This is a genomic window from Lysinibacillus sp. RC79 (genome assembly GCF_041262405.1).
Lineage (GTDB): Bacteria > Bacillota > Bacilli > Bacillales_A > Planococcaceae > Lysinibacillus.
In genome coordinates this window covers 1-20,625 of record NZ_JBGCCD010000027.1, presented here as the reverse complement: position 1 = coordinate 20,625, position 20,625 = coordinate 1, and the positions used below count along the sequence as shown (strand labels likewise).

Annotated in this window: 18 protein-coding genes, 1 pseudogene and 1 other annotated feature; of the genes and pseudogenes, 16 read left to right on the top strand and 3 right to left on the bottom strand. The window is 34.8% G+C overall.

Annotated elements, in window-relative coordinates; translation table 11 throughout:
- The first annotated feature begins 5 nt into the window (after positions 1 to 5).
- A complete protein-coding gene (locus ABH968_RS20475; RefSeq protein WP_370046975.1) occupies positions 6 to 851 on the top strand; it encodes a DUF2785 domain-containing protein in 846 nt (281 codons plus the stop codon).
- Between the two features lie 81 nt (positions 852 to 932).
- Positions 933 to 1,172: a binding site (T-box leader), on the top strand.
- A 59-nt stretch (positions 1,173 to 1,231) separates the two neighbouring features.
- Entirely contained in the window at positions 1,232 to 4,321 is a 3,090-nt protein-coding gene (gene ileS, locus ABH968_RS20470; RefSeq protein ID WP_370046973.1) for an isoleucine--tRNA ligase, read from the top strand.
- Positions 4,322 to 4,855: 534 nt separating this feature from the next.
- Here ileS and ABH968_RS20465 read toward each other — a convergent pair.
- Entirely contained in the window at positions 4,856 to 4,975 is a 120-nt protein-coding gene (locus ABH968_RS20465; protein WP_082337482.1) for a YjcZ family sporulation protein, read from the bottom strand.
- A 661-nt stretch (positions 4,976 to 5,636) separates the two neighbouring features.
- Between ABH968_RS20465 and ABH968_RS20460 the strand changes: the two genes are divergently transcribed.
- The 9 genes from ABH968_RS20460 (at position 5,637) to ABH968_RS20420 (ending at position 11,854) form a co-directional block, all read left to right on the top strand.
- A complete protein-coding gene (locus ABH968_RS20460; protein WP_370046970.1) occupies positions 5,637 to 5,846 on the top strand; it encodes a GrpB family protein in 210 nt (69 codons plus the stop codon).
- 116 nt (positions 5,847 to 5,962) lie between these two features.
- Positions 5,963 to 6,814 (top strand): leucine-rich repeat domain-containing protein, encoded by an 852-nt coding sequence (locus tag ABH968_RS20455; RefSeq protein WP_370046968.1) that lies wholly within the window; start codon positions 5,963 to 5,965, stop codon positions 6,812 to 6,814.
- Positions 6,815 to 7,351: 537 nt separating this feature from the next.
- On the top strand, positions 7,352 to 7,825 hold the full coding sequence (locus ABH968_RS20450) for a GNAT family N-acetyltransferase (protein WP_370046967.1): 474 nt from the start codon (positions 7,352 to 7,354) through the stop codon (positions 7,823 to 7,825).
- Between the two features lie 362 nt (positions 7,826 to 8,187).
- Entirely contained in the window at positions 8,188 to 8,688 is a 501-nt protein-coding gene (locus ABH968_RS20445) for a CDI toxin immunity protein (RefSeq protein WP_370046965.1), read from the top strand.
- A gap of 86 nt (positions 8,689 to 8,774) precedes the next feature.
- The gene (locus ABH968_RS20440) at positions 8,775 to 9,455 is read left to right on the top strand and encodes a DUF3885 domain-containing protein (RefSeq protein ID WP_370046963.1); all 681 of its coding nucleotides are present in this window, start codon (positions 8,775 to 8,777) and stop codon (positions 9,453 to 9,455) included.
- A gap of 189 nt (positions 9,456 to 9,644) precedes the next feature.
- Complete coding sequence (locus ABH968_RS20435) at positions 9,645 to 10,385, top strand: alpha/beta hydrolase (RefSeq protein ID WP_370046962.1); 741 nt, start codon at positions 9,645 to 9,647, stop codon at positions 10,383 to 10,385.
- 154 nt (positions 10,386 to 10,539) lie between these two features.
- Positions 10,540 to 10,905: a DUF5071 domain-containing protein gene (locus ABH968_RS20430; protein ID WP_370046961.1), complete on the top strand. Its 366-nt coding sequence runs from the start codon at positions 10,540 to 10,542 to the stop codon at positions 10,903 to 10,905.
- Between the two features lie 132 nt (positions 10,906 to 11,037).
- Positions 11,038 to 11,349 (top strand): hypothetical protein, encoded by a 312-nt coding sequence (locus ABH968_RS20425; protein WP_370046959.1) that lies wholly within the window; start codon positions 11,038 to 11,040, stop codon positions 11,347 to 11,349.
- Positions 11,350 to 11,596: 247 nt separating this feature from the next.
- Complete coding sequence (locus tag ABH968_RS20420; RefSeq protein WP_370046957.1) at positions 11,597 to 11,854, top strand: DNA-binding protein; 258 nt, start codon at positions 11,597 to 11,599, stop codon at positions 11,852 to 11,854.
- A gap of 653 nt (positions 11,855 to 12,507) precedes the next feature.
- Here the strand turns inward: ABH968_RS20420 and ABH968_RS20415 are convergent.
- Entirely contained in the window at positions 12,508 to 13,110 is a 603-nt protein-coding gene (locus ABH968_RS20415; protein WP_370047063.1) for a LysE/ArgO family amino acid transporter, read from the bottom strand.
- Between the two features lie 413 nt (positions 13,111 to 13,523).
- Between ABH968_RS20415 and ABH968_RS20410 the strand changes: the two genes are divergently transcribed.
- From ABH968_RS20410 to ABH968_RS20390, 5 genes are all read left to right on the top strand, one after another.
- Positions 13,524 to 14,957, top strand: coding sequence for an aminotransferase-like domain-containing protein (locus ABH968_RS20410; RefSeq protein ID WP_370046956.1), 1,434 nt, complete (start codon positions 13,524 to 13,526; stop codon positions 14,955 to 14,957).
- A 310-nt stretch (positions 14,958 to 15,267) separates the two neighbouring features.
- Positions 15,268 to 15,567, top strand: coding sequence for a TIGR04104 family putative zinc finger protein (locus tag ABH968_RS20405; RefSeq protein WP_370046954.1), 300 nt, complete (start codon positions 15,268 to 15,270; stop codon positions 15,565 to 15,567).
- A gap of 248 nt (positions 15,568 to 15,815) precedes the next feature.
- Entirely contained in the window at positions 15,816 to 16,361 is a 546-nt protein-coding gene (locus tag ABH968_RS20400) for a type II toxin-antitoxin system HicB family antitoxin (RefSeq protein ID WP_370046952.1), read from the top strand.
- Between the two features lie 568 nt (positions 16,362 to 16,929).
- Positions 16,930 to 17,607, top strand: coding sequence for a TrmB family transcriptional regulator (locus tag ABH968_RS20395; RefSeq protein WP_370046950.1), 678 nt, complete (start codon positions 16,930 to 16,932; stop codon positions 17,605 to 17,607).
- Positions 17,608 to 17,645: 38 nt separating this feature from the next.
- The gene (locus tag ABH968_RS20390; RefSeq protein WP_370046948.1) at positions 17,646 to 18,686 is read left to right on the top strand and encodes a threonine aldolase family protein; all 1,041 of its coding nucleotides are present in this window, start codon (positions 17,646 to 17,648) and stop codon (positions 18,684 to 18,686) included.
- A 396-nt stretch (positions 18,687 to 19,082) separates the two neighbouring features.
- Here the strand turns inward: ABH968_RS20390 and ABH968_RS20385 are convergent.
- Positions 19,083 to 20,317 (bottom strand): annotated as a pseudogene (locus tag ABH968_RS20385) (IS110 family RNA-guided transposase).
- Positions 20,318 to 20,625 lie beyond the last annotated feature (308 nt).

Genomic DNA, 20,625 nt, shown 5'->3' with positions numbered 1-20,625 from the left:
TGGCTATGAAACTAAATATAAACCTACTTAAGGAAATTGAATTAAAAGAAATACTAACAGATATAGATAGTGGAAATAAAATATGGCAGAACGAGGACCAAACTCAACTCATACAATCAATGATGCAACATATTGGCTCATTAGATAGTGAACTACGGGATGACTTAATATATGGATCGTTTTATGAATTGATCCATGAAAAAAACTTACTAGAGCATTCACTTTTAACGGAGCTTTTAGAGGAATGTTTGAATAATTTATTATGTAAGGGTATTGAAGAAAGCGAATCAGATTTAGTTTTTACCCGTACATTTACGTCGCTATTGATTGCCCTTATATTGTTTAGAGAAAACGCAGACGATTTTTTATCTGAACAGAAAATCGCTGATTGTAAAGATAAAGTACTAGCTTATTTAGCAGCAGAAAAGGATGTAAGGGGCTATGTGCCGGTGAAAGGGTGGGCTCATAGTGTTGCCCATATGGCTGATGCAATCGATGAATTGGTGAAAAATCCTAAATTAAATAAAGACTCTTATATTGAAATTGTAAACGCACTATGGAACGCCGTTTTGCAAGAAAATTATGCTTTCATTCACAATGAAGATGAACGGATTTTAGTACCTATGTTCACAATGCTTGAGCATGGTTTAGAGGAGCAAGAGATCACTAAATTGCTGCAAGAATTACCTGCTACTTTGAACGTAAGAAAAGAACAGCTCGATGTACAGCATCACAGAATTTTACTTTTTAACTGTAAAACCTTTGTAAAAAGCTTTTATATTAAAACAAATGGAAAGCCTAAGTTCGCAGCTCTTCATAAAAGCATTGAAGCATGTCTCAATGAATTATAAGGAAATCACTACCAATATTAGTACTTTGAAATTATTGACAGACAAAAATTAGTTTGTTAAGATGAGTGACAATAAAAGCATACAAATTCGTTGATGAGAAAAAGTAGTGTTTCATTTTGTTCTACAGAGAGCCGACATATTGGTGGAAGTCGGTGTGCAAATGTTACATGAAGATCCTCTCTGAGAAGATTGGCTGAACATAGTAAGCTAATCCGGGTGTCTACCGTTAAAAAGAACACGTATGATTGTACGTTGCTAAGTGCTATTGAACGCTGTTTCAATAGAATTAGGGTGGTATTCGCGGTTAACCCCGTCCCTTGCTTGGGACGGGGTTTTTTGTATGCCTTTTATACAAAATTAATTGTATAGGAGGAACTAATATGCAAGCAGAACAGAAGAAGGAAACAACGGTTGAACGAGAAATACGGATTCGAGCATTGTGGGAGCAAGAAGGCACGTTTGCAACATCTGTGACAAATCGTGTTGGGCAGCAGCCTTTTGTATTTTATGAAGGACCGCCAACAGCAAATGGTTTACCACATGTAGGTCACGCATTTGGCAGAACGATTAAAGATGTCGTGGCTCGTTATAAAACGATGCAAGGTTATTTAGTTGAACGTAAAGCTGGTTGGGATACACATGGTTTGCCTGTAGAGTTGGGCGTAGAAAAAAAGCTAGGCATCTCTGGCAAGCAAGAAATTGAGAAATACGGTGTTGAACAATTTATTCAAGAGTGTAAGGGAAGTGTCTTTACTTATGAGAAGAAATGGCGCACCTTTACAGAGCAGCTCGGCTATTGGATTGATATGGATGACCCCTATTTAACACTAAGTAACGATTATATTGAGTCCGTTTGGAATATTTTAAGCCATGTGCATAAGGAAAAGCTTTTGTATAAGGGGCACCGTGTTTCTCCTTATTGCCCTAGTTGTCAAACATCATTAAGTTCTCATGAGGTTGCGCAGGGCTATAAGGATGTCAAAGATTTATCTGTAACGGCAATGTTTAAGCTGAAGGACAAAGATGAGTATTTTCTTGGTTGGACAACGACTCCATGGACATTACCTGCCAATGTTGCCTTGGCAATGAATCCTAAGCTCGTGTATGTTCGAGTGAAGCAGCACGATAAAGTATATATCTTGGCAAAATCATTAGTGGAAAAGGTTTTTACTGAACCCGTTGAAATATTAAGTGAGCATAATGGTCATGAATTTGAAGGTGTATCGTACATTCCACCTTTTTCATACGTAACCGTTAATAAAGGTCATGTCGTTGTGCTGGCCGATTATGTCACAGAGCATAGTGGAACTGGAATCGTCCATATCGCGCCTGCGTATGGGGAGGACGATTATAAAACGGTTCAGCAAAATGGGCTATCGTTTGTCAATGTTGTTGATTTGAAAGGCTGTTATACAGAAGAGGTTCCAGAGCTTGTCGGTAAATTTGTGAAAAATTGCGATGTCGACATTATTAAAATGCTCGCAAAAGATGAGCTATTGTTTGATAAGGAAAAATATGAGCATAGCTATCCTCATTGCTGGCGCTGTGATTCACCTTTGCTTTACTACGCGACTGACAGTTGGTTTATCAATATGTCTGCATTGAAAGATAAGCTTTTACAAAATAATGAACAAGTAACTTGGTATCCTGATCATATTAAACACGGTAGATTTGGAAACTTTTTAGAAAACTTAGTGGACTGGAATATTAGCCGAAATCGTTATTGGGGAACACCACTCAATGTCTGGGTTTGTAAGGATTGTGGTCATGAAGAGGCACCAAATAGTATTGCTGCCTTAAAAGTGTTAGCGAAGAGCACTTTACAAGACATAGAGCTGCACAAGCCGTATATTGACGAGGTTGTGTGTACTTGTCCAAAGTGTAGTGGTGACATGGAACGTACACCTGAAGTGATTGATGTATGGTTTGATAGTGGATCCATGCCATTTGCGCAGCATCACTATCCTTTTGGAGACCTTGCTACTTTTAACAATCAATTCCCTGCGGATGTGGTCATCGAAGGCATCGACCAAACACGAGGCTTTTTCTATAGTTTATTAGCGGTTTCGACTTTATTTACAGGAAAGGCACCTTATAAAAATGTCCTTTCTTTGGGGCATGTTTTAGATGAGCATGGGCAGAAAATGTCGAAAAGCAAAGGAAATGCATTAGAGCCAGTTGAACTAATAGAGCAGTATGGAGCGGATGCGTTACGATGGGCATTTTTAGTCGACAGTTCACCTTGGAATCCTAAACGTTTTTCAAAAAAAATTGTGATGGATGCGAAATCAAAGCTAGTTGATACACTCGATAATACATTTAAATTTTATCAGCTATATGCAGAAATAGATGGTTTCCAATACGATGCTAACAAGACTGGCACGCGTACAAAACTAGATCATTGGATATTATCTCGATTACATCATACAATCCAGCTTGTGACAAAATCTATGGACGATTATCAATTTACACAAGCAACACGTGAAATTGGCAAGCTTGTAGAGGAGCTAAGTAACTGGTATATCCGTCGCTCACGAGCAAGATTTTGGGCTAACGGATTGTCAGAGGATAAACGAGGTGCCTACAGTACACTGTATGAGTTACTAACGACGATTTGTCAATTACTAGCACCTTTCACGTCATTTATGGCAGATGATTTATATCGACAATTATGCGGAAAAAGCGTGCATTTGCAAAACTACCCAACATTCAATGAAGCGCTTGTTAATACGAAGCTTGAAAAAGAGATGGCGAATATTTTAACAATTGTAGAGCTAGGTCGCAGCATCCGTAATAGTCAAGGGATCAAAGTAAAGCAGCCGTTAAGTGAAATCATTGTCTCTGTTGACAGTGAGCTAACAGATTATCAACCATATAGCGAGCTCGTGAAAGATGAATTAAATATAAAAAAATGCGTATGGACAAATGATTTTTCAGCATATGAAACTGTTCATTATAAGCTTAATTTTAAAACGGCTGGTGCAGCATTTGGAGCAAAAGTGAACAAAGTAAAAGATTACGTAGTAAATTTAAATGACGAGGAGAAAAATATATTACAGCGAACAGGTTCAGTTGCGTTAACGATTGATGGGGAACAGTTAACATTGTTAAAAGCGCACGTGTTAACAGAATCCATCGTAAAGGACCAGTACATCTTAGCAGAAGATGCTTCGTGCCGGGTCCTTATCAATGTTCATCTGACAGCTAGCTTACTTGAGGAAGGGCAAATTAGAGAACTAATTCGCACAATTCAAGATACCCGCAAACAATGGAAACTCCCTGTTGAACAGTATGTATCGATTTCGATTGCTGGAAGTGCTAAAGCAAAAACGATCATCCAGCAGCACGAAGCATTATTAAAGGCAAATGTGTTGTTAAATGATATTCAATATGTGAGTGACGATCATGGTGAACGATATATAGAGACAGAAGTGTTTGATGAAAAAATTTCTGTTTATTTTAAGCTGTAAAATCTTTAATGCTCAGGTATACCCGGGAACTGATCTGGTCGACAAAAGAAGTGATCAGGTAAGCCCAAAAACTGCTCAGGAGTCGCCGGAAAAAAAGCACGGGTACCAGTATTTTATTAAAAGTCAAGAATTAAAGTAATGCACTTAATATTTCAGGATCCTATAAACAATGTGCAACATAATAATATTCTATTTTTAAGCTGAACTAATTTTGATATTAGTTCAGTTTTTATTTGTGTTTAAAGATATAGTTTGAGTATATTTAATAAAAGTATAGTAACTGTAAATTTTTTTATCGGTTATTCAACTAAAGGAGCAGATATATCAAAGGGCAATATTAAATTACATCTCTATATTGAGTGAATATCTGAAAGGAAATGTGCAGTAAGTGAGGTGTGAACTAAATATGTATATGAGGAAAGAAACTATAAAAAGGGCCACTCGGTGGAAAGTGACCCTAAACCAAAAAATCAGAAGGGAGGTGCCTAGCTATTATTAATTATTGACCATCATAGCTATCAACAGATGTTTTTGTTAATACGATCTATTCATGAAACTAGCACCGACAATAATTAGAAGAATGAACAGTACAACGATAAAAGCGAATGGGTTTCGTTCGCGACGCTCTTCGCGAAATTCTCCGCAGTATTCCATAAAATATCCCTCCTTTCTATAATCTATAATATGTATAGTAGTAAAAATGAAGGTGGCATTAATCTAATCAATATTTTCTTTTGCAAATTTTATAATCATATTACGTATTTTGAGGGATAAACGATAAAAATGCGAAATAGGAGGTTTCCGCTTTTGAAGAAAAGACAGAAAAGGAACGATTAAAGGAACATTTAATAGCGCTTGCTAATGATGGAAGAGAGTTCAAATCTAAAGAAGCGAAAGAAGAATGAGTAAAAGATACGTATCCTGGTTTAGGAACAGCTTATACAAAGTATTATTTGAAAGGTTATTTTGAATCACCCTATACTTAAAAGATTATATTAATACTGAACAATCTGAGTAAATTAATAAATAAGGTAATCCACTACTTATTACGAATATCAAGAATTTGTGAAGAATCATACTTTAACTAACGGTGCAGGATAGTTGAACAACTATATGGGTATATATGGTAATGCGGATATTAAATAAAAGCCTGGAGAGTGAATGTAATGAGGGTACTACGGGATTTTACAAGGGTACTATTGGAGTTCATAAGAATGGTTTTTTTACTCATAATTTTTCATTTGATTTCAGACAATATTGTTGCTTATATCTATCAAAAATTAGGCACTAAAGATTCAATTACTTATCGCAATGGGTGAAGCACCACCTTTATGTATGTAACAAAAATAGTAAAGAACTTGCAAAGCATTTAGCATTCAGAGATTATTTGCGAAATAACCCACAAGTCGTAATTGAATATGAAAATATAAAAAGGAATCCTGCAAATACAGTAAAAGACCGAAAATCCTATACATTAGGTAAAACAGAATTTATAAATAAGATATTTGATAAAGTAATGGATTAAAATAATCGATGTTCTGATTCAATTAACGATGCAGGTTACTTTAGCAAAGATATTAAAATTGAATAAAGAGCATTGAATTTTGTTACGATTGTATTTTCGAAAAAGGAGACAGACAAATGAAACTAAATTTTCCTCATATGAAATTAGACTCTTTACCTAATTTAGATGTACCCATAAAAGAAATAACAAATTTAAACCTTTTTGATAATAAGTTAACAATGATACCTTCAGAAATTTATAAAATGAACAGATTAAAAATTTTGAATATATCTGTTAATAAGATTAAAAAAATGCCTGCGGAGATAGGTAATTTAACAGATCTTAGAATGCTGGATGCAGGGCATAATGAAATTGACGTTATTCCTCCTGAAATTGGCTCCCTTCAAAATATGGAGGATTATTTATACCTTCATAATAATAAATTACAGTCCATTCCACCTGAAATCTCTAAGCTGGTCAAAGTAAAATATTTAAATCTAAGTGATAATCAATTAATAAAATTACCTGATGAACTTGGACATTTGACCAATATTATAGAACTGCGTGTAATGAATAATCAATTAAAAGAATTGCCGAAAAGTATTAGTAGATTAAGTAACTTGAAGGAAATGCATTTAAAAAATAATCAAATCACAACTCTTCCAGTAAATATAGGGGAATTGTCATTATTACGTGTTTTAGATATGGAAGATAATCAATTAAAAGATATACCTCAATCGTTACATAAATGTTTAAGGTTAAGACGATTAAATTTGAGACATAATCAATTGACCACATTGCCTGAAGAGATTGGACAATTGAAGAATTTATTAGAAATTGACCTAAGAAGTAATCTTCTTACGGAATTACCAAAATCATTGCTGGAAATGGAGGGGTTAGAACGTCTGGATCTTAGATGGAACCACCAATTAAACATACCAAAGTGGTTAGGTGAATTAGAAGAAAAAGGGTGTATTATTTATTTGTAATTGTGATTAAATGCACATAAACTCCCATGAAAGAACTTAATCATCTTTCATTTTCTGTGGTGAAGAGCTGATTTTTGCGCTTCATGGATGGCTAACGGAGGCAATTGTTCAATACAGCAGGCGCATTTTTACTAACGAGGTTGATTAGTTAAAAACAGAAGTTCTGATGAACAAATCATCAAACAATTCGAAAATATTGATAAAGGAACATTCTTACTGATGGATATATTGAATATGATTTAGACGAAGGAACAAATGGTTCTCCAATGATATTTAAGATGATTAAATATGAAGATGGGATTTGGCAAGTGTCATTTATGCCTATTCAAATAAAAGCTTCATTTTGGTTATAGCTATTGAGTATTTAATAAATTTGATATACAGAGTTTGTGAATATTTGTACTTAAAGTAACGGGGGCGATTGTTCAATTAGAGCAATCGCTTCTTGTGTTAACGTTAGTTGCATATGGAATCATAGAAAATTTGCTTTAATTAATATTAGTTTAAATAGATTCTTACATAAATAGGGGGATTAAAATGGAAATTCGTTCAGTTAAAGGTTCAGACTACTATGTAATTTCACCTCTAATCAATGAGTGGTGGGGTGGCAGGAATATGTCTGATATGTTACCAAAATTATTCTTCGACCATTTTACACAAACAAGTTTCATTGCAGAAAAGGATGGTAAACTTGTGGGTTTTCTAATAGGATTCCTTTCTCAAACTTATTCAAATGAGGCGTATATTCATTTCGTTGGAGTTCATCCTGAATACAGAAAGCATAATATTGGAAAACATTTATACAATAAATTTTTTAATGCGGTAAAGCAAAATAATCGAAGTATTGTTCGTTGTGTAACGTCACCGGTCAATAAAGTTTCGATTGCCTATCATACCAAAATGGGTTTTGAAATTGACAATGGAGATAGAATTGTTGATGGTCTATCAATAAATACAGACTATGACGGACCAAATCAAGACAGAGTTTTATTTGTAAAAAAATTAGATTAAATTCTAGTTTCTTATTGAGGTGTTATTTAAATTAGATGATGACTTTTTGGTATGGGAAACCCTTTACTTCTAAATTGGACTGTATTGTCTTGCTGATGATACCACTCATATACATCCACACATCGAAAGTAATTGGTCTGAGTTAACACAACATATTAAGAAATTTAAAGACTCTTATGTTACTCAATTTAAAGAATTTACGAGACAGCTAAGAATAAAAGAATGATGTTTTTACCTTGTTAAGCTAACGAGTAGCGATTGTTCAATTAAGCAATCGCGTCTTTGCTAACGGGTTAGTTCAATAAGAAAAACGGAAAAAGCCAGTTATTATTGCAGGAAAAAGAAAGAAGAGAAGGTGTACAATGGGCACGAATGATCGGAAAATAAGATTAGAGTTTCTCTTACAAAAGCAAAAAGAGAAAGAAAAAAATGATGAATTACAGATGCAATTAGGTTGGATGTTGGAGCCGTTCTCAACTAAAGAAAGTATTAGGCTGTTAGATATTGAGGAAAAGGAAAAAATGAAAACTGAATTTATAGCGAGCATCCCAATAATTAAATGGGTAAGTCTAGACTTAGAGAAAATGAACAACAAGTTCGTGATACATAATGTTAATAGTGATAAGGTAGCATCGTTTTTAAACGATAAAAAACTTTACACTGAGAATTCAGTTTATCTTTTCTTACAAGACGACCTACCACCTTTTAGTACGTTACCTTGGGTGAAGATGCCACTATCTAAGATTATTGAAAATATTATTCATTTAGCAGCAGAAGACTCCTATCAACAGTATGTATTTTGCCCATCACCTAAATTTGTAATAGAATTCGTTGAACCTGACTTAATAACCATTGCTTGGTAACAGGGGGTTCTTGATTGATACGTTGCACTAACGGCGCAGGTTAGTGTAATAATGATATTAAAAAAACAATAGCAAGAATGGAGTGAATGACGATAGATTTAGGTCAATATTTACATAATGCTTTTCCAGGACTTACTTTGGCACCTAGTCTCTATCATCAATGGGATATAGGTATTCACTTTGAATTAGGGGCAGGATTTTATCAATTTAAAGATGATGGTAGTCTGAATCTCGAAATGTTTGACTGCGTATACAGTCAAGCATTGTCTATTTTCAACGACCTTTTTTCTGATTTAGATGAAATTTTTCTTGTTACGAATGTTTATCAGCACAGGTCTGATGAAATTAAGAAAAAGCGAATAAAGGTTTATGGTCGCTATATAAAAAATAAAGATATAAAATTCCATTTAAGACAAGAAACTTTGCCGTATGTATTTGATGCTGAAGAAGCTGACGATGATTATTATACTTCTCAATTTTCCTTAAAGTGCCGCAAACAAGATTTTAAATACCCATTGCTTATAAAAGCAGCGTGCAATGAGGATTTCCCCTTGAAACCTAGGTTAGATAAAAAATGGGGGGCATGTTCAAACTATCCAGATGTGTTTTTTATAAATATGACTAAAAATGTGATCTTTTTTATTTATGATGATAGGGGATGCGAGGTCATCGCAACTAATAAAGAAACCATATATCCTTTATTAGAAAAATACGGCGATTGGATTGATGAATACTCACGAGAGGAAATTGTTAAACGTTATAAATAAGAGTGTCAATATGTAATTCTTACTTCTATAATTACCTGTCCTGGGAAAAGTTGTTCATACTTCTTGTTGTACTAACGGTGCAGTTTAGTTGAATAACGAATGGATGTTATACTTTAAAGGAAATATATAAATTCAATGTTCAGCAATTTAATTAAAATATAAGAATATGTTAGTGAGGTATTCAAAATAATGATGAAAATAGTACCCCCTAAGCCTTTTTTCTATAAAGGTGGAGAGAAAGCCGTATTACTATTACATTCTTTTACAAGCAATACGAATGATATGAAAAAGTTAGGGAAGTATTTGCAAAAGAACAATTATTCTTGCTATGCACCATTATACAGTGGACATGGCTTAACGGCAGAAAAACTTTTCTCATATAGACCTTCAGATTGGTGGCAAGATGTACTAAACGGTTACCAATTGTTGAAGGACGAAGGTTTTGAAAAAATAGCTGTGGTTGGTCTTTCTCTTGGTGGTGTGTTTGCATTAAAAGTTGGTCAAGAGTTGGAGATAAATGGCGTTGTGACAATGTCAGTGCCAATACACAGGGAAGCTACTTTTCTACAAAAGCGTGTCTTTCATTATGCAAAAGGATACAAACAACTTGAAGGGAAAAATGAAGAACAAATAAATTTAGAAATGAAACGTCTTCAAAATATGTCTATCGATTCACTATTTGAGTTCCAACAGCTAATTGATATAACGATGGATAAATTAGCACTATTAACGTCACCAATTCGTATATTATATGGTGAATTAGATGAGCAATTGTATAAAGAGAGTGCAGAGGTAATTTTTCAAAGCGTTGCGACGAATCAAAAAACAATGAAAGGGTATCCAAACTCTAAACATTTAATGACATTAGGCACGGACATTAACGACGTGAACAAAGATATTCTTACATTTTTAAATGATTTAACTTGGTAGTTTTAATGAATCATCAACTAACCAGGTGCTTTACTTGAAGAACATTAAGTTGCATGTGCAGCTCTTTTTTTATTGCACTAACGAGACAGATTAGTTAATAAAGACTGATATAATAAATAGATTGCCAGTATAAAAATCTAAGGGAGGGATGCTTATGGAAAACTTTGAAGATCTTTTGCCAAGACATAAATTTGATAATGATAGAGTAGAAATGATTAAAAAAATGGATAGAGATAAAATATTACCTTTACTGCCTAACCTCCTCGAATGGATTCAAGATATGAATTGGCCAGTGGCACCAAGCGTATTAGGGTTACTTTTAACTTTTCCAGAAGAAATTGTCCCACATGTGCAAGATGTTTTATCTTCAGATGATGATAACTGGAAGTGGTTTGTTTTACACTTTTTGGTTATCGAATTACCGGTAGAGTCAAGAGTTCAATTTAGAGAGTATTTAACAAGAGTGGCTGAAACACCTACACATAATGAACTCGCAAAAGAGATTTTGGAAATAATCTAAAAAAATACCCCTTATTCAACCAAAGAGTACGATCGTTTAAGATAAACAGTCGCTTCTTATGCTAACGGGGAGTTTAGTTCAAGAAGGAATGGGTTAATATTTACGGAATATGTAATAAAGGATGCGAAGAAAATGCTAAAGCAAGAAGGAAAGATTAACGAGATTATTTATAATAACACTGCTTACTATAACGGAAAGTATAGGCATTTTCCGACGATTTCAGGGTTAAATGGTATATTAGATGAGATTATTAGTTCTGATTCAACCACGGATTACATTAGGATTACACCGTTCTATATAAATGAAAAATTGGATTTGCAAATCGAGTTCGAGGAATTTATGTTTTACATTGAATGTAGAGATTGGTTTGACGAAAAAATTCAAGAGAAGCACATCTTAGAATGTCTTGACCCTATTGTACACCAAGGGCACTTAATGATTTAAGGTTAGGGGCAATACTTTATCCATTATGTAAAAATAACGATTTCGTCTCTTTTCAGAAGGCACTTAAAAAATATAAAGAATCTTTATGGGGAATCCTGCCAAAGATGATGGAAATCGCAACATCAGAAATGGACCTGAAAGAAATAGATTTGCCTTTTGGATATTTTTGTTTTGAAATTCATAGTGGGTAATACATTCGTTGTTAATCTATGGGAGCTTGAGTTTAGTATAGTCGGGGTGGTGTAGAATGAATCAACCAACTGGAAGTGAAATAATAAAAAGATTAAAATTAGTTCTTAATGGTGAAATGACAAGAGAAGAAGTTTCCGATTGGGCTTCGTTTTATGTGATAGCTGATAATCCTAATATAGATGATGAGAATGTTTGGAAATTGCTAATTTTACTTAGTGGAATAGACATATTAGATTCAGCGACAACTTATCTTCATAATGATGAGGATATAAATGATTGGATAAAACAAGCAACTAAATCTTTATTGAACTAACGTCTCGGTTAGTTTAAGTACATTTATTCACAAATTTATATATTTTACTAAGAACATTCAGTTCACTTATTATAGGAAAGCATCTTCGTTAGAAAAAAACACCTCCAATTATTGTGCCCCCCTATATAAGATAAATCAAGGGTTATGAATCCTACAAAATTTACAAAATGAAAAATCCAACTATATAATGACTAACAAAAATTGCAACATAAATTAAAGTAATATAAGGTTGGTAATCAATATAAAATTCTTTATGTGTTAGACTAAATTTATGGGGAATTAAAACCCAACTAATATAGTCAATTATTATTGAAAGTGTTGTCCATTGGATAACGGTAATATAAATTCTTTTACATTATCCGTATCAATCCCTTTACTATATAACCATCGAAAAATTGGAAATATTAAAACATTGAAATAGACACTGTTACTTCGATAGCTAAACTAACTAAGTGGTGCGAACTTTAATAAGGGAAATCATTTATTCAACAAACACAACTAAAAGCTGAACTAATATCAAAATTAGGTCAGCTTAAAAATAGCATATTATTACGTTGAACATTGTATATAGGATCCTGAAATATTAAGTGCATTACTTTAACTCTTGTCTTTTAATAAAAACCAGTATTCTGAGCGTTTTTTATGTAAATAGATTACACTAAACCACTAAGAAGATAGAGAGCGGTTGCCCAAATAAAAATCGCTGAGCATTTATTAAAAATATTCATAAGCTTTCCAGAGCTATCAAGTCTTTTCAAGGATGCTCCAGCAATTATAAGACCGAAAAACCACAACCAAGAAATCAAAACACATGCTGCAGTGAACAACATTTGCTCCGTCCCACTATATTTTAAAGCACTCGTTCCGATAACACCTATTGTATCTAAAATAGCATGTGGGTTTAAGAGAGAGACAGAAACCGCAAATAAAATTTGTTTTTTTACAGGAAGTGGCTCGTTATTATTGGCAGATGCTGGATTTGAGCGCCAAATTGTATAGCCCATATAAAGTAAAAAAAGTATACCAACACTCATCAAGGCGATACGTAACCACTCAAATTGCAACACAATTATAGATAAACCAAATACTGCAAGAAGTATCAGGAGCGTATCACAAATTGAGGCAGTGATGCTGGCGGGTAAGGCACGAACTAAATGTGGCTGTGTTGCACCTTGAGAAAAGACAAAGACATTTTGTACGCCTAAGGGCAAAATAAGTCCAAATGCTAAAATCATACCATGAAGAAATGCTTCCAATGTAAATTCTCTCCTTTCACTAAATATTTTAGATATGTTATAACTAAAAGAAAACGACCAATTGGATGGTTTTTCAGCCACCCAATTTTTACTTCTTTCAGCGGGTGTTTGGACACCTGCAGAAATTGAGGAACTCAGTCTAAGAACGCCACGTCCTGTGGCAATTTATCTGTGCGAAAGCGAAGCGACAGCAATAGGGTTTTATCTGTGCGAAAGCGCAGCGACAGCAACAACAACACACGACTGAGTGACCAACATCGAGTTGCTGCCGCTACGTTAGCACTACGCTTTCGCACAAAAAACATCTGCTGCTGACGCTACGCTTTCGCGCAAAAAACATCTGCAGGCCTAAGCACAAAGCCGATCCGGACGCAATTATGCCGAGATAAATTGATATGTATGAGGTGATACGAATGAACTGGCAGCCAAGTAGGCAGGGCGAAATGACATTACAGCAGCAAATTATTCAGTGGATTACTGAACATATTGAGCGAGGAGATTGGGTTGCAGGAACAAAGCTACCGACACAAAGACAGCTTGCTATGCAGTTTGGGGTAAACCGCAGTACTGTTCAGCAGGCGTTAGAGGAGTTAAAAGCAGCAGGAATATTGGAATCGAAGGTAGGCTCAGGTATATTTGTAGCTCATAATTCCTGGGATTCAATAATTACGCAAGCACAACCAAATTGGCAAAAGTACATAGACACAAGTCTCCATAAGCCTAATTATCATACCATTCAATTAATCAATGAATACGAGCAGCGTGATGATGTCATCCGATTGGGAACTGGAGAGCTTGCATCAAGTTTATTGCCGACCGCTGAAATTGAAGCGTCATTGAAAGAGCTCTCTTTGCAGCCGAAAGCTTTAGGCTATTCATCACCACAAGGTAGCGATAAACTTCGAGAAGCGATTTGCGAATACGTGAATAAACGAGGGATCCAAGCAAAGCCGCAAAATATTTGTATTGTATCTGGTGCACTTCAAGCATTGCAGCTGATTGCTGTTGGACTACTTGAACAGGGTTCTATCGTATTCCAGGAACAGACGTCTTATTTAAATTCAGTCCATCCTTTTCAGTCTGTTGGTATGCAAATGATAGCTATCGATCGTGATGAACAGCTTGCACAAACCTTAGCCCAAAAGAAAAGAAAAAGGCAGGCTGTATTTTATGCTGTTCCAACGTTAAACAATCCGACTGGTGGGGTATGGACGTCGTTTGAAAAAAGACAACTTTATCAAGCGTGTAAAGCATCTCGCATCCCCATCATTGAGGATGACGTCTATCATGAATTGCTCTTTGAAGCGGCAACGGCTCCAATTAAATCAATGGATGATAGCGGGCAAGTCCTTTATATTGGGAGTGTCTCGAAAACATTAAGCCCCGGACTTCGTATTGGCTGGTTAATCGGTCCAACTACCGTGATTGAGCGGTTAGCGGATATAAAAATGCAAACGGATTATGGTTCAAGCGCCATCTCTCAGGAAATTGTGCTCCACTGGCTGCAATCCGGAAAGTATGAAATGCATATTAAGAGTTTACGGAAAGAATTATTGCGGAGAGCCAATTTTGTAGAAGGGATATTACAAGAAAGTTTTACGGAGATTGCTAGTTGGGATAAGCCGAAAGGTGGCTTTTATATTTGGCTAAAGTTTCATGAGCCAATCGTTGATAAAGAGTTATTCACCAGGCTATTACAACGACAGGTCCTCATTAATCCTGGCTATATTTACGATCCTCAGGATACGCAGCATATTCGATTATCATATGCATATGCGACATATGAAGAGTTGAAGATTGGACTACAAATATTATACGAATGTGTTTTGAAGCGTAATAAAGAATAGAAATATAGAATTCTATGGGTAAAAAACAAAATTATAAAAAGCCTCTCTTTTGATCTAGCTTTGTACAAAAGAGGGGCTTTGTTTTGAATAATTATCATTAATATGTTCAGAGATTTTCTACCTAATTTGCATAAAATTATTCTATATCGAATTAGCTTAAGAGATGGTAAACTTTCCATGGAAATGTGAAGAGTTTCACTTAAACTAACGAGGCAGTTTAGTTGAAAAGAAAATTGGATATTAAACTCAATTTGAACAAGGGAATTGATAAGATAGTTGTAATGATTCTTATATAGGAGGAGATGAATATATGAGTTTACAGAAATGTGATAAATGTAATACTCAATTTAAATGGAGTAAAATCATAAAATCTATTTTTTTAGCATACAGACCTATTCAATGCAAACAATGTGGTACTGAGCATAGGATAATATTCTTTTCAAGGATTAAATTGTCTTTGTTATCAGTTCTACCATTGTGGTTATTTGGCTTTATCATATCAACTCAATTATCGTTATCCATTTCTTATACTTTTTCGATAATGATTTTATATAGTGTTTTTTTGTTTTTGTTATTTCCTTTTTTTGCGAAGTACAAATCGGAATACTGAATATGTTTATGCTGAAATAAGGTTTTACACTTATTAAGCTAAGGAGTGCTGTAGTTAAAGATTATTAAGTTGTATAAGCAGCTCTTTTTCTTATTGAACTCCCATGAAAGAACTTAATCATCTTTCATTTTCTGTGGTGAAGAGCAGATTTTTGCGCTTCATGGATGGCTAACGGAGCAGAATAGTTGAACAAGATTACATTTGGATTTCAAAATTTCACTAATATTTAAAGGATAGGTGTAGTTGATATGGCATTTGAGAATGTAGTTTATCCAGCATTTATAAAGCAAGAAGAAGAAAATTTCGGTATTCATTTCCCAACACTACTTCCAGAAAACGGGTGGGATCTTTGCTTAACCTCGGGCCCAACGAAAAAAGAAGCAATTCAAAATGCAAAGAAGGCCTTAGCTTATTTGTTAGCTGGTGAGCTATATGATAATGAAGAGTTACCAAGTCAGGCGCCCATTCCTGCTAATCTTGTAAAGGAAGAGATGGAACTTATTTTTATTAAAACATCTTATAGCGATTATGCGAAGGGAATTGAGGAGCATTTACCTGAACGTCATTGGCATATTTATTTTAACAGAGATTGGGAAAGTGATTTTCAAGCTGTTGCATATAAGAATAAGCAAGGGTTTTGGGATGTAAAGGTAGATGGTGATTTACCAATTGAAATGGAACAAGAGAAGTTGTTACAACTTTGTCCTACATATCCTGTAATTAGTACTGTACGCCGTCGAGTTGAGGCGGAAGAAGCGTTCGATAGTTTTGTACTCAAAGTAAAAGAGATATAAAAGCAATTGTAAATTTTAATCATATTGCTTCAAAACAGAAACGTAACAATTAGAGAAGAAAATATGGAGAAAACAAATACTATCGGTGAAGTTCTCAAAGGGAACATATTGCTATAAAAGTACAGTCGTTTTATAAAATTGTGAAAAAGTACACTTAAATTAACGGGGTGCGATTGTTCAATTAGAGTAATCGCTTCTTGTGCTAACGGAGCAGCTTAGTTAAAGAAGACATTAACTCTTTAATGTTCTAGTTAAGGGTGTTTTTTTTGAAAAAGAAAAAACTGTCCTATCAAGCTTGGACTGTTTTTATAAATTTTGACTATGAATCAATCTTTTGAAAAATTCTTTATAGTAGTAAGGGATATTACAACTTTTTATTGACAAAAATTTTAAAAAAATTATAGTTGTAATAGCGATAACTACTAACAAGGAGATACTATGGTCGATCTAATTGAGAGGTTTGAAGAGATTGGATTTTCAAAAAATGAAGCAAAGGTTTATATAACATTACTGAAAGCCTGTTATTAATGGATATGAAATCAGTAAAAAGAGTGGTGTGCCTCGCTCTATGGTGTATGCAGTCATTGCGAAATTAGTAGCAAAAGGAGCAATCACAGAGTTGCGAACCGAACCACCAACCTATATTCCAGTGCCAGTAAAGGAACTGGTCTTGAATCGAAAAAGACAAACAGAGGAGACACTTACCTTTTTAGAGAAAGAATTGCAAGTTATTGAAAAACCTGTAGAAGTGAATGTGATTAAGCATATTGAAGGGAGAGCGAAAATCATTCATGCCATGCAAAAATTAATGCAGGCATCGAAGGAGGAGATTTGGCTTTCTGCATGGGAAGAGGAATTGGGTGAATTGCGTAGTTCTGCTGAAGAACAAGTTAAAAAAGGAACTACAATGTATTCATTACTCTTTATAGATGAAGAAACCTCATCTTTTGGAAATGCATTTTTTCATCGTCAGTATACAGCTTCAGTTGAAAAAAATAGAATGAGCCAAAGATTAACAATTACTATTCAAGATAACCAAGAGGTACTGATTGCGGGCTTTATTGACGGTCAAATCCCACAGGCTATTCAAACAACTGAACCAATGCTAGTTCTTTTAGCTAAAGAATATATTCGCCACGATATGATGATGAAAGTTGTTACGGAAAAATGGGGAAATGACAAGTTTAATTCATTATTGCAAGATAATGACCTATTAACTTATATTGTTCAAAACGTAAAGAGATGATTCAGAATAAATACAATAGGTTCGGAGGGAAAATATGGATGATACGATTTGAAAATGATTATGCAGAAGGTGCTCATAAGCGCATTCTGCAACGAATAATGGAGACCAATGAAGAGCAGACACCTGGCTATGGTATGGATGAATACTGTGAAAAAGCCAGAAATTATATTAGAAAAGCGTGTGATGTAGAGAATGCAGATATCCACTTTTTAGTTGGGGGAACACAAACCAATACTACGATTATCTCTTCCATATTACGTCCACATCAAGGTGCAGTTGCTGCAATTACGGGCCATATTGCAGTACATGAAACGGGAGCAATTGAAGCCACTGGTCATAAAGTACTTACTTTGCCGAGTGATGATGGAAAAATTCAAGCCGCACAGGTAAAAGAATTATTTGATACTCATTGGAATGATGGCGCTCATGAGCATACGGTTCAGCCTGGCTTGGTTTACATTTCGCACCCTACCGAGAATGGGACGACTTACAGTAAATCTGAGTTGGAGGAATTGAGCAAAGTTTGTAAGGAATGTGATTTGCCGTTAGTATTGGATGGCGCCCGATTGGGATATGGTCTAGCTTCAAAAGACAGCGATTTATCCTTAGCAGATATTGCCCGACTTTGTGATGTGTTCTATATCGGTGGAACGAAAATTGGAGCATTGTTTGGGGAAGCCGTAGTCATCATAAATGATAACCTTAAAAAAGATTTTCGGTATTTGATCAAGCAAAAGGGAGGAATGTTAGCTAAGGGGAGATTATTAGGGATTCAGTTTGAAACCTTGTTTGAAGATGGCTTATACTATGAAGTTTCTACACATGCCGTAGAAATGGCGATGATGATTCGAGAGGCGTTTGTTGAAAAAGGATTTTCATTACGATACGATTCCAAAACAAATCAACAATTCCCTATTTTACCTAATGATGTGCTAGTGAAATTATCCGAAAATTATTCCTTTACGTTTTGGGAAAAAGTCAATCTTACACATAGTGTTGTTAGATTTTGTACAAGTTGGGCTACAAAAGAAGAGCATGTTGAAAAGCTGATAAAGGATATTAAGGAATTAGAATCGTAATCTGTGAATGGTGTCTTGAATCTATAGTTTTTCAATTAAGGGGATAAAAATTCAGATTCTCTAACCTGTTGTATTTTAAATGTATCCCGATGTTGTAGTTTGTGAAGGAATGCACTTCAACTCCCATGAAAGAACTTAATCATCTTTCATTTTCTGTGGTGAAGAGCAGATTTTTGCGCTTCATGGATGGCTAACGGGTAGCTTTACTTGAAGATCATTGAGTTGCATATGCAGCTCTTTTTCTTCTTGAACTAAACCAGCTAATAGTTTGTCAATAATTTTCTGTTAAAAGTTTAATAGGCACGTGCTATACTAAAAAGTGCATGACAAATAACCTAATAACCTTCCTAAAGTTTGTTTTTGGAAGGTTTTGTTTGATTTAGCTGTACTTACTTATCAGGCTAAATCTTGGTACGTAGTTCTGTTTTTTAATAAGGCAAAAATCCAATGTAATAGTTTATTAACACAAGCTATCATCGTACTTTAAAAGGTTTTCCTTCGTTACGTTTTTTATCATAAAATTCACGTAATTTCTTGTTTCGAGGAATGATTTTATCGTCTGTTTTAGTTTTCCTGCAATCTCGTATTGCACAACGAACAGCCATGAACAAGGCATGATGAAGTCTACTTGAACCTCGTTTTGTAATTCGATTCTTGGTCGCTGAAAACTTACCTGATTCGAAAACACTTGGATCAACTCTAGCGAAAGCCACAAGCTTTTTAGGGTTGTTAAATCGATCTATTTCACCAATCTCAGAAATAATCGTTGCAGCGATTTTTTCACCGATACCTGGGATAGATTTGATAATACTATATTCTTCAATTTCTTTAGCGAGGGCATCTATTTCTGACTCTAACTTTGATAGATGCTCTTTGTATTGAAGAAGGATCTTTATATACATATCAAGACTTAAAATATGACTCTGGTAAACTGTTTTTTCAAAAGGATTACGAGCTGCAGCGGCTTTAAGCTGTAATGCTTTTTCATTTGCCCATTTAATGGATCTACTCTTACATAGTTCATAAATTTTGTCTGTAATAGATTCCTCACTTGCTTTCAAAATATCTTCTGAAGAAGGGAACTCTGAAAGAGTTAATAGTGAAACCTTAGAATATAAGTCTCCGAAAACCCCTTTATATTCAGGAAATACCTGTTCAAGGACTGCCTGAAATTGCAACTTAGTTTGAATCATTACGCCAGTTATATTTTCATGTTGTCTAGTAAGATTACGAAGGTTTAATAACTGCACACCACGCTTTTTATATGGCTCCAATTCCTCTTTATAAAACAATTCACAAAGAAGATAGGCATCAATGGCATCCGTTTTTACTTTTCTCAAACTCGTACCTCTTGCCTTATATGAAATTAACGGATTAACGATAATCAATAAATATCCTCGTTCTTCTAAATAATGTATGACAGGAGCACCATAATGTCCTGTAGCTTCTAAAATGATTGTAGGCTTCATACTAGCCTCATTTTTTACATCCTCTAAAAATATAACAAGGTCATTTTGACCTTCTAAAGTATGAGTTACCTTAAAACTTTTACGATATGGTTTGCCTTTATCTAAGAATGCTTGAACCTGGCTTTCTCCTTTTGAAATATCCAGACCAACGACTGGATTCATTATTAATCTCCTCCTAGAATCATAGTTTGCCAGTTACCCCTAATCCTCCATGCAGTGTCATAGCTTCGCTTGTTATACGAGATCTAAGTCCCAACCAGCCTCAATCATGTTTCTGCAAGTAGGGGGCGAATGACGGGGTCAAGCCCCACGAGCAGATACGTTCTACCCTGGCTACTGCTATAATAAAACTATATAAAAAATGGTCAACCAGAAATATAAAATGTACCCTATAAGATAGACACTTTCAAAAAGGTCATCTTATAGGGTATTTTTGTTTATAATGAAGAAAAAACGAGCGGTGGTTAATA

Bases quoted from the DNA above. Each gene is read 5' to 3' on its own strand.
- ABH968_RS20425 (WP_370046959.1), top strand. From the start codon at position 11,038: ATGCTAAAGCAAGAAGGAAAGATTAACGAGATTATTTATAATAACACT.
- ABH968_RS20435 (WP_370046962.1), top strand. From the start codon at position 9,645: ATGATGAAAATAGTACCCCCTAAGCCTTTTTTCTATAAAGGTGGAGAG.
- ABH968_RS20395 (WP_370046950.1), top strand. From the start codon at position 16,930: ATGGTGTATGCAGTCATTGCGAAATTAGTAGCAAAAGGAGCAATCACA.
- ABH968_RS20430 (WP_370046961.1), top strand. From the start codon at position 10,540: ATGGAAAACTTTGAAGATCTTTTGCCAAGACATAAATTTGATAATGAT.
- ABH968_RS20475 (WP_370046975.1), top strand. From the start codon at position 6: ATGAAACTAAATATAAACCTACTTAAGGAAATTGAATTAAAAGAAATA.
- ABH968_RS20400 (WP_370046952.1), top strand. From the start codon at position 15,816: ATGGCATTTGAGAATGTAGTTTATCCAGCATTTATAAAGCAAGAAGAA.
- ABH968_RS20455 (WP_370046968.1), top strand. From the start codon at position 5,963: ATGAAACTAAATTTTCCTCATATGAAATTAGACTCTTTACCTAATTTA.
- ABH968_RS20450 (WP_370046967.1), top strand. From the start codon at position 7,352: ATGGAAATTCGTTCAGTTAAAGGTTCAGACTACTATGTAATTTCACCT.
- ABH968_RS20410 (WP_370046956.1), top strand. From the start codon at position 13,524: ATGAACTGGCAGCCAAGTAGGCAGGGCGAAATGACATTACAGCAGCAA.
- ABH968_RS20465 (WP_082337482.1), bottom strand. From the start codon at position 4,975: ATGGAATACTGCGGAGAATTTCGCGAAGAGCGTCGCGAACGAAACCCA.
- ileS (WP_370046973.1), top strand. From the start codon at position 1,232: ATGCAAGCAGAACAGAAGAAGGAAACAACGGTTGAACGAGAAATACGG.
- ABH968_RS20445 (WP_370046965.1), top strand. From the start codon at position 8,188: ATGGGCACGAATGATCGGAAAATAAGATTAGAGTTTCTCTTACAAAAG.
- ABH968_RS20390 (WP_370046948.1), top strand. From the start codon at position 17,646: ATGATACGATTTGAAAATGATTATGCAGAAGGTGCTCATAAGCGCATT.
- ABH968_RS20440 (WP_370046963.1), top strand. From the start codon at position 8,775: ATGACGATAGATTTAGGTCAATATTTACATAATGCTTTTCCAGGACTT.
- ABH968_RS20420 (WP_370046957.1), top strand. From the start codon at position 11,597: ATGAATCAACCAACTGGAAGTGAAATAATAAAAAGATTAAAATTAGTT.
- ABH968_RS20405 (WP_370046954.1), top strand. From the start codon at position 15,268: ATGAGTTTACAGAAATGTGATAAATGTAATACTCAATTTAAATGGAGT.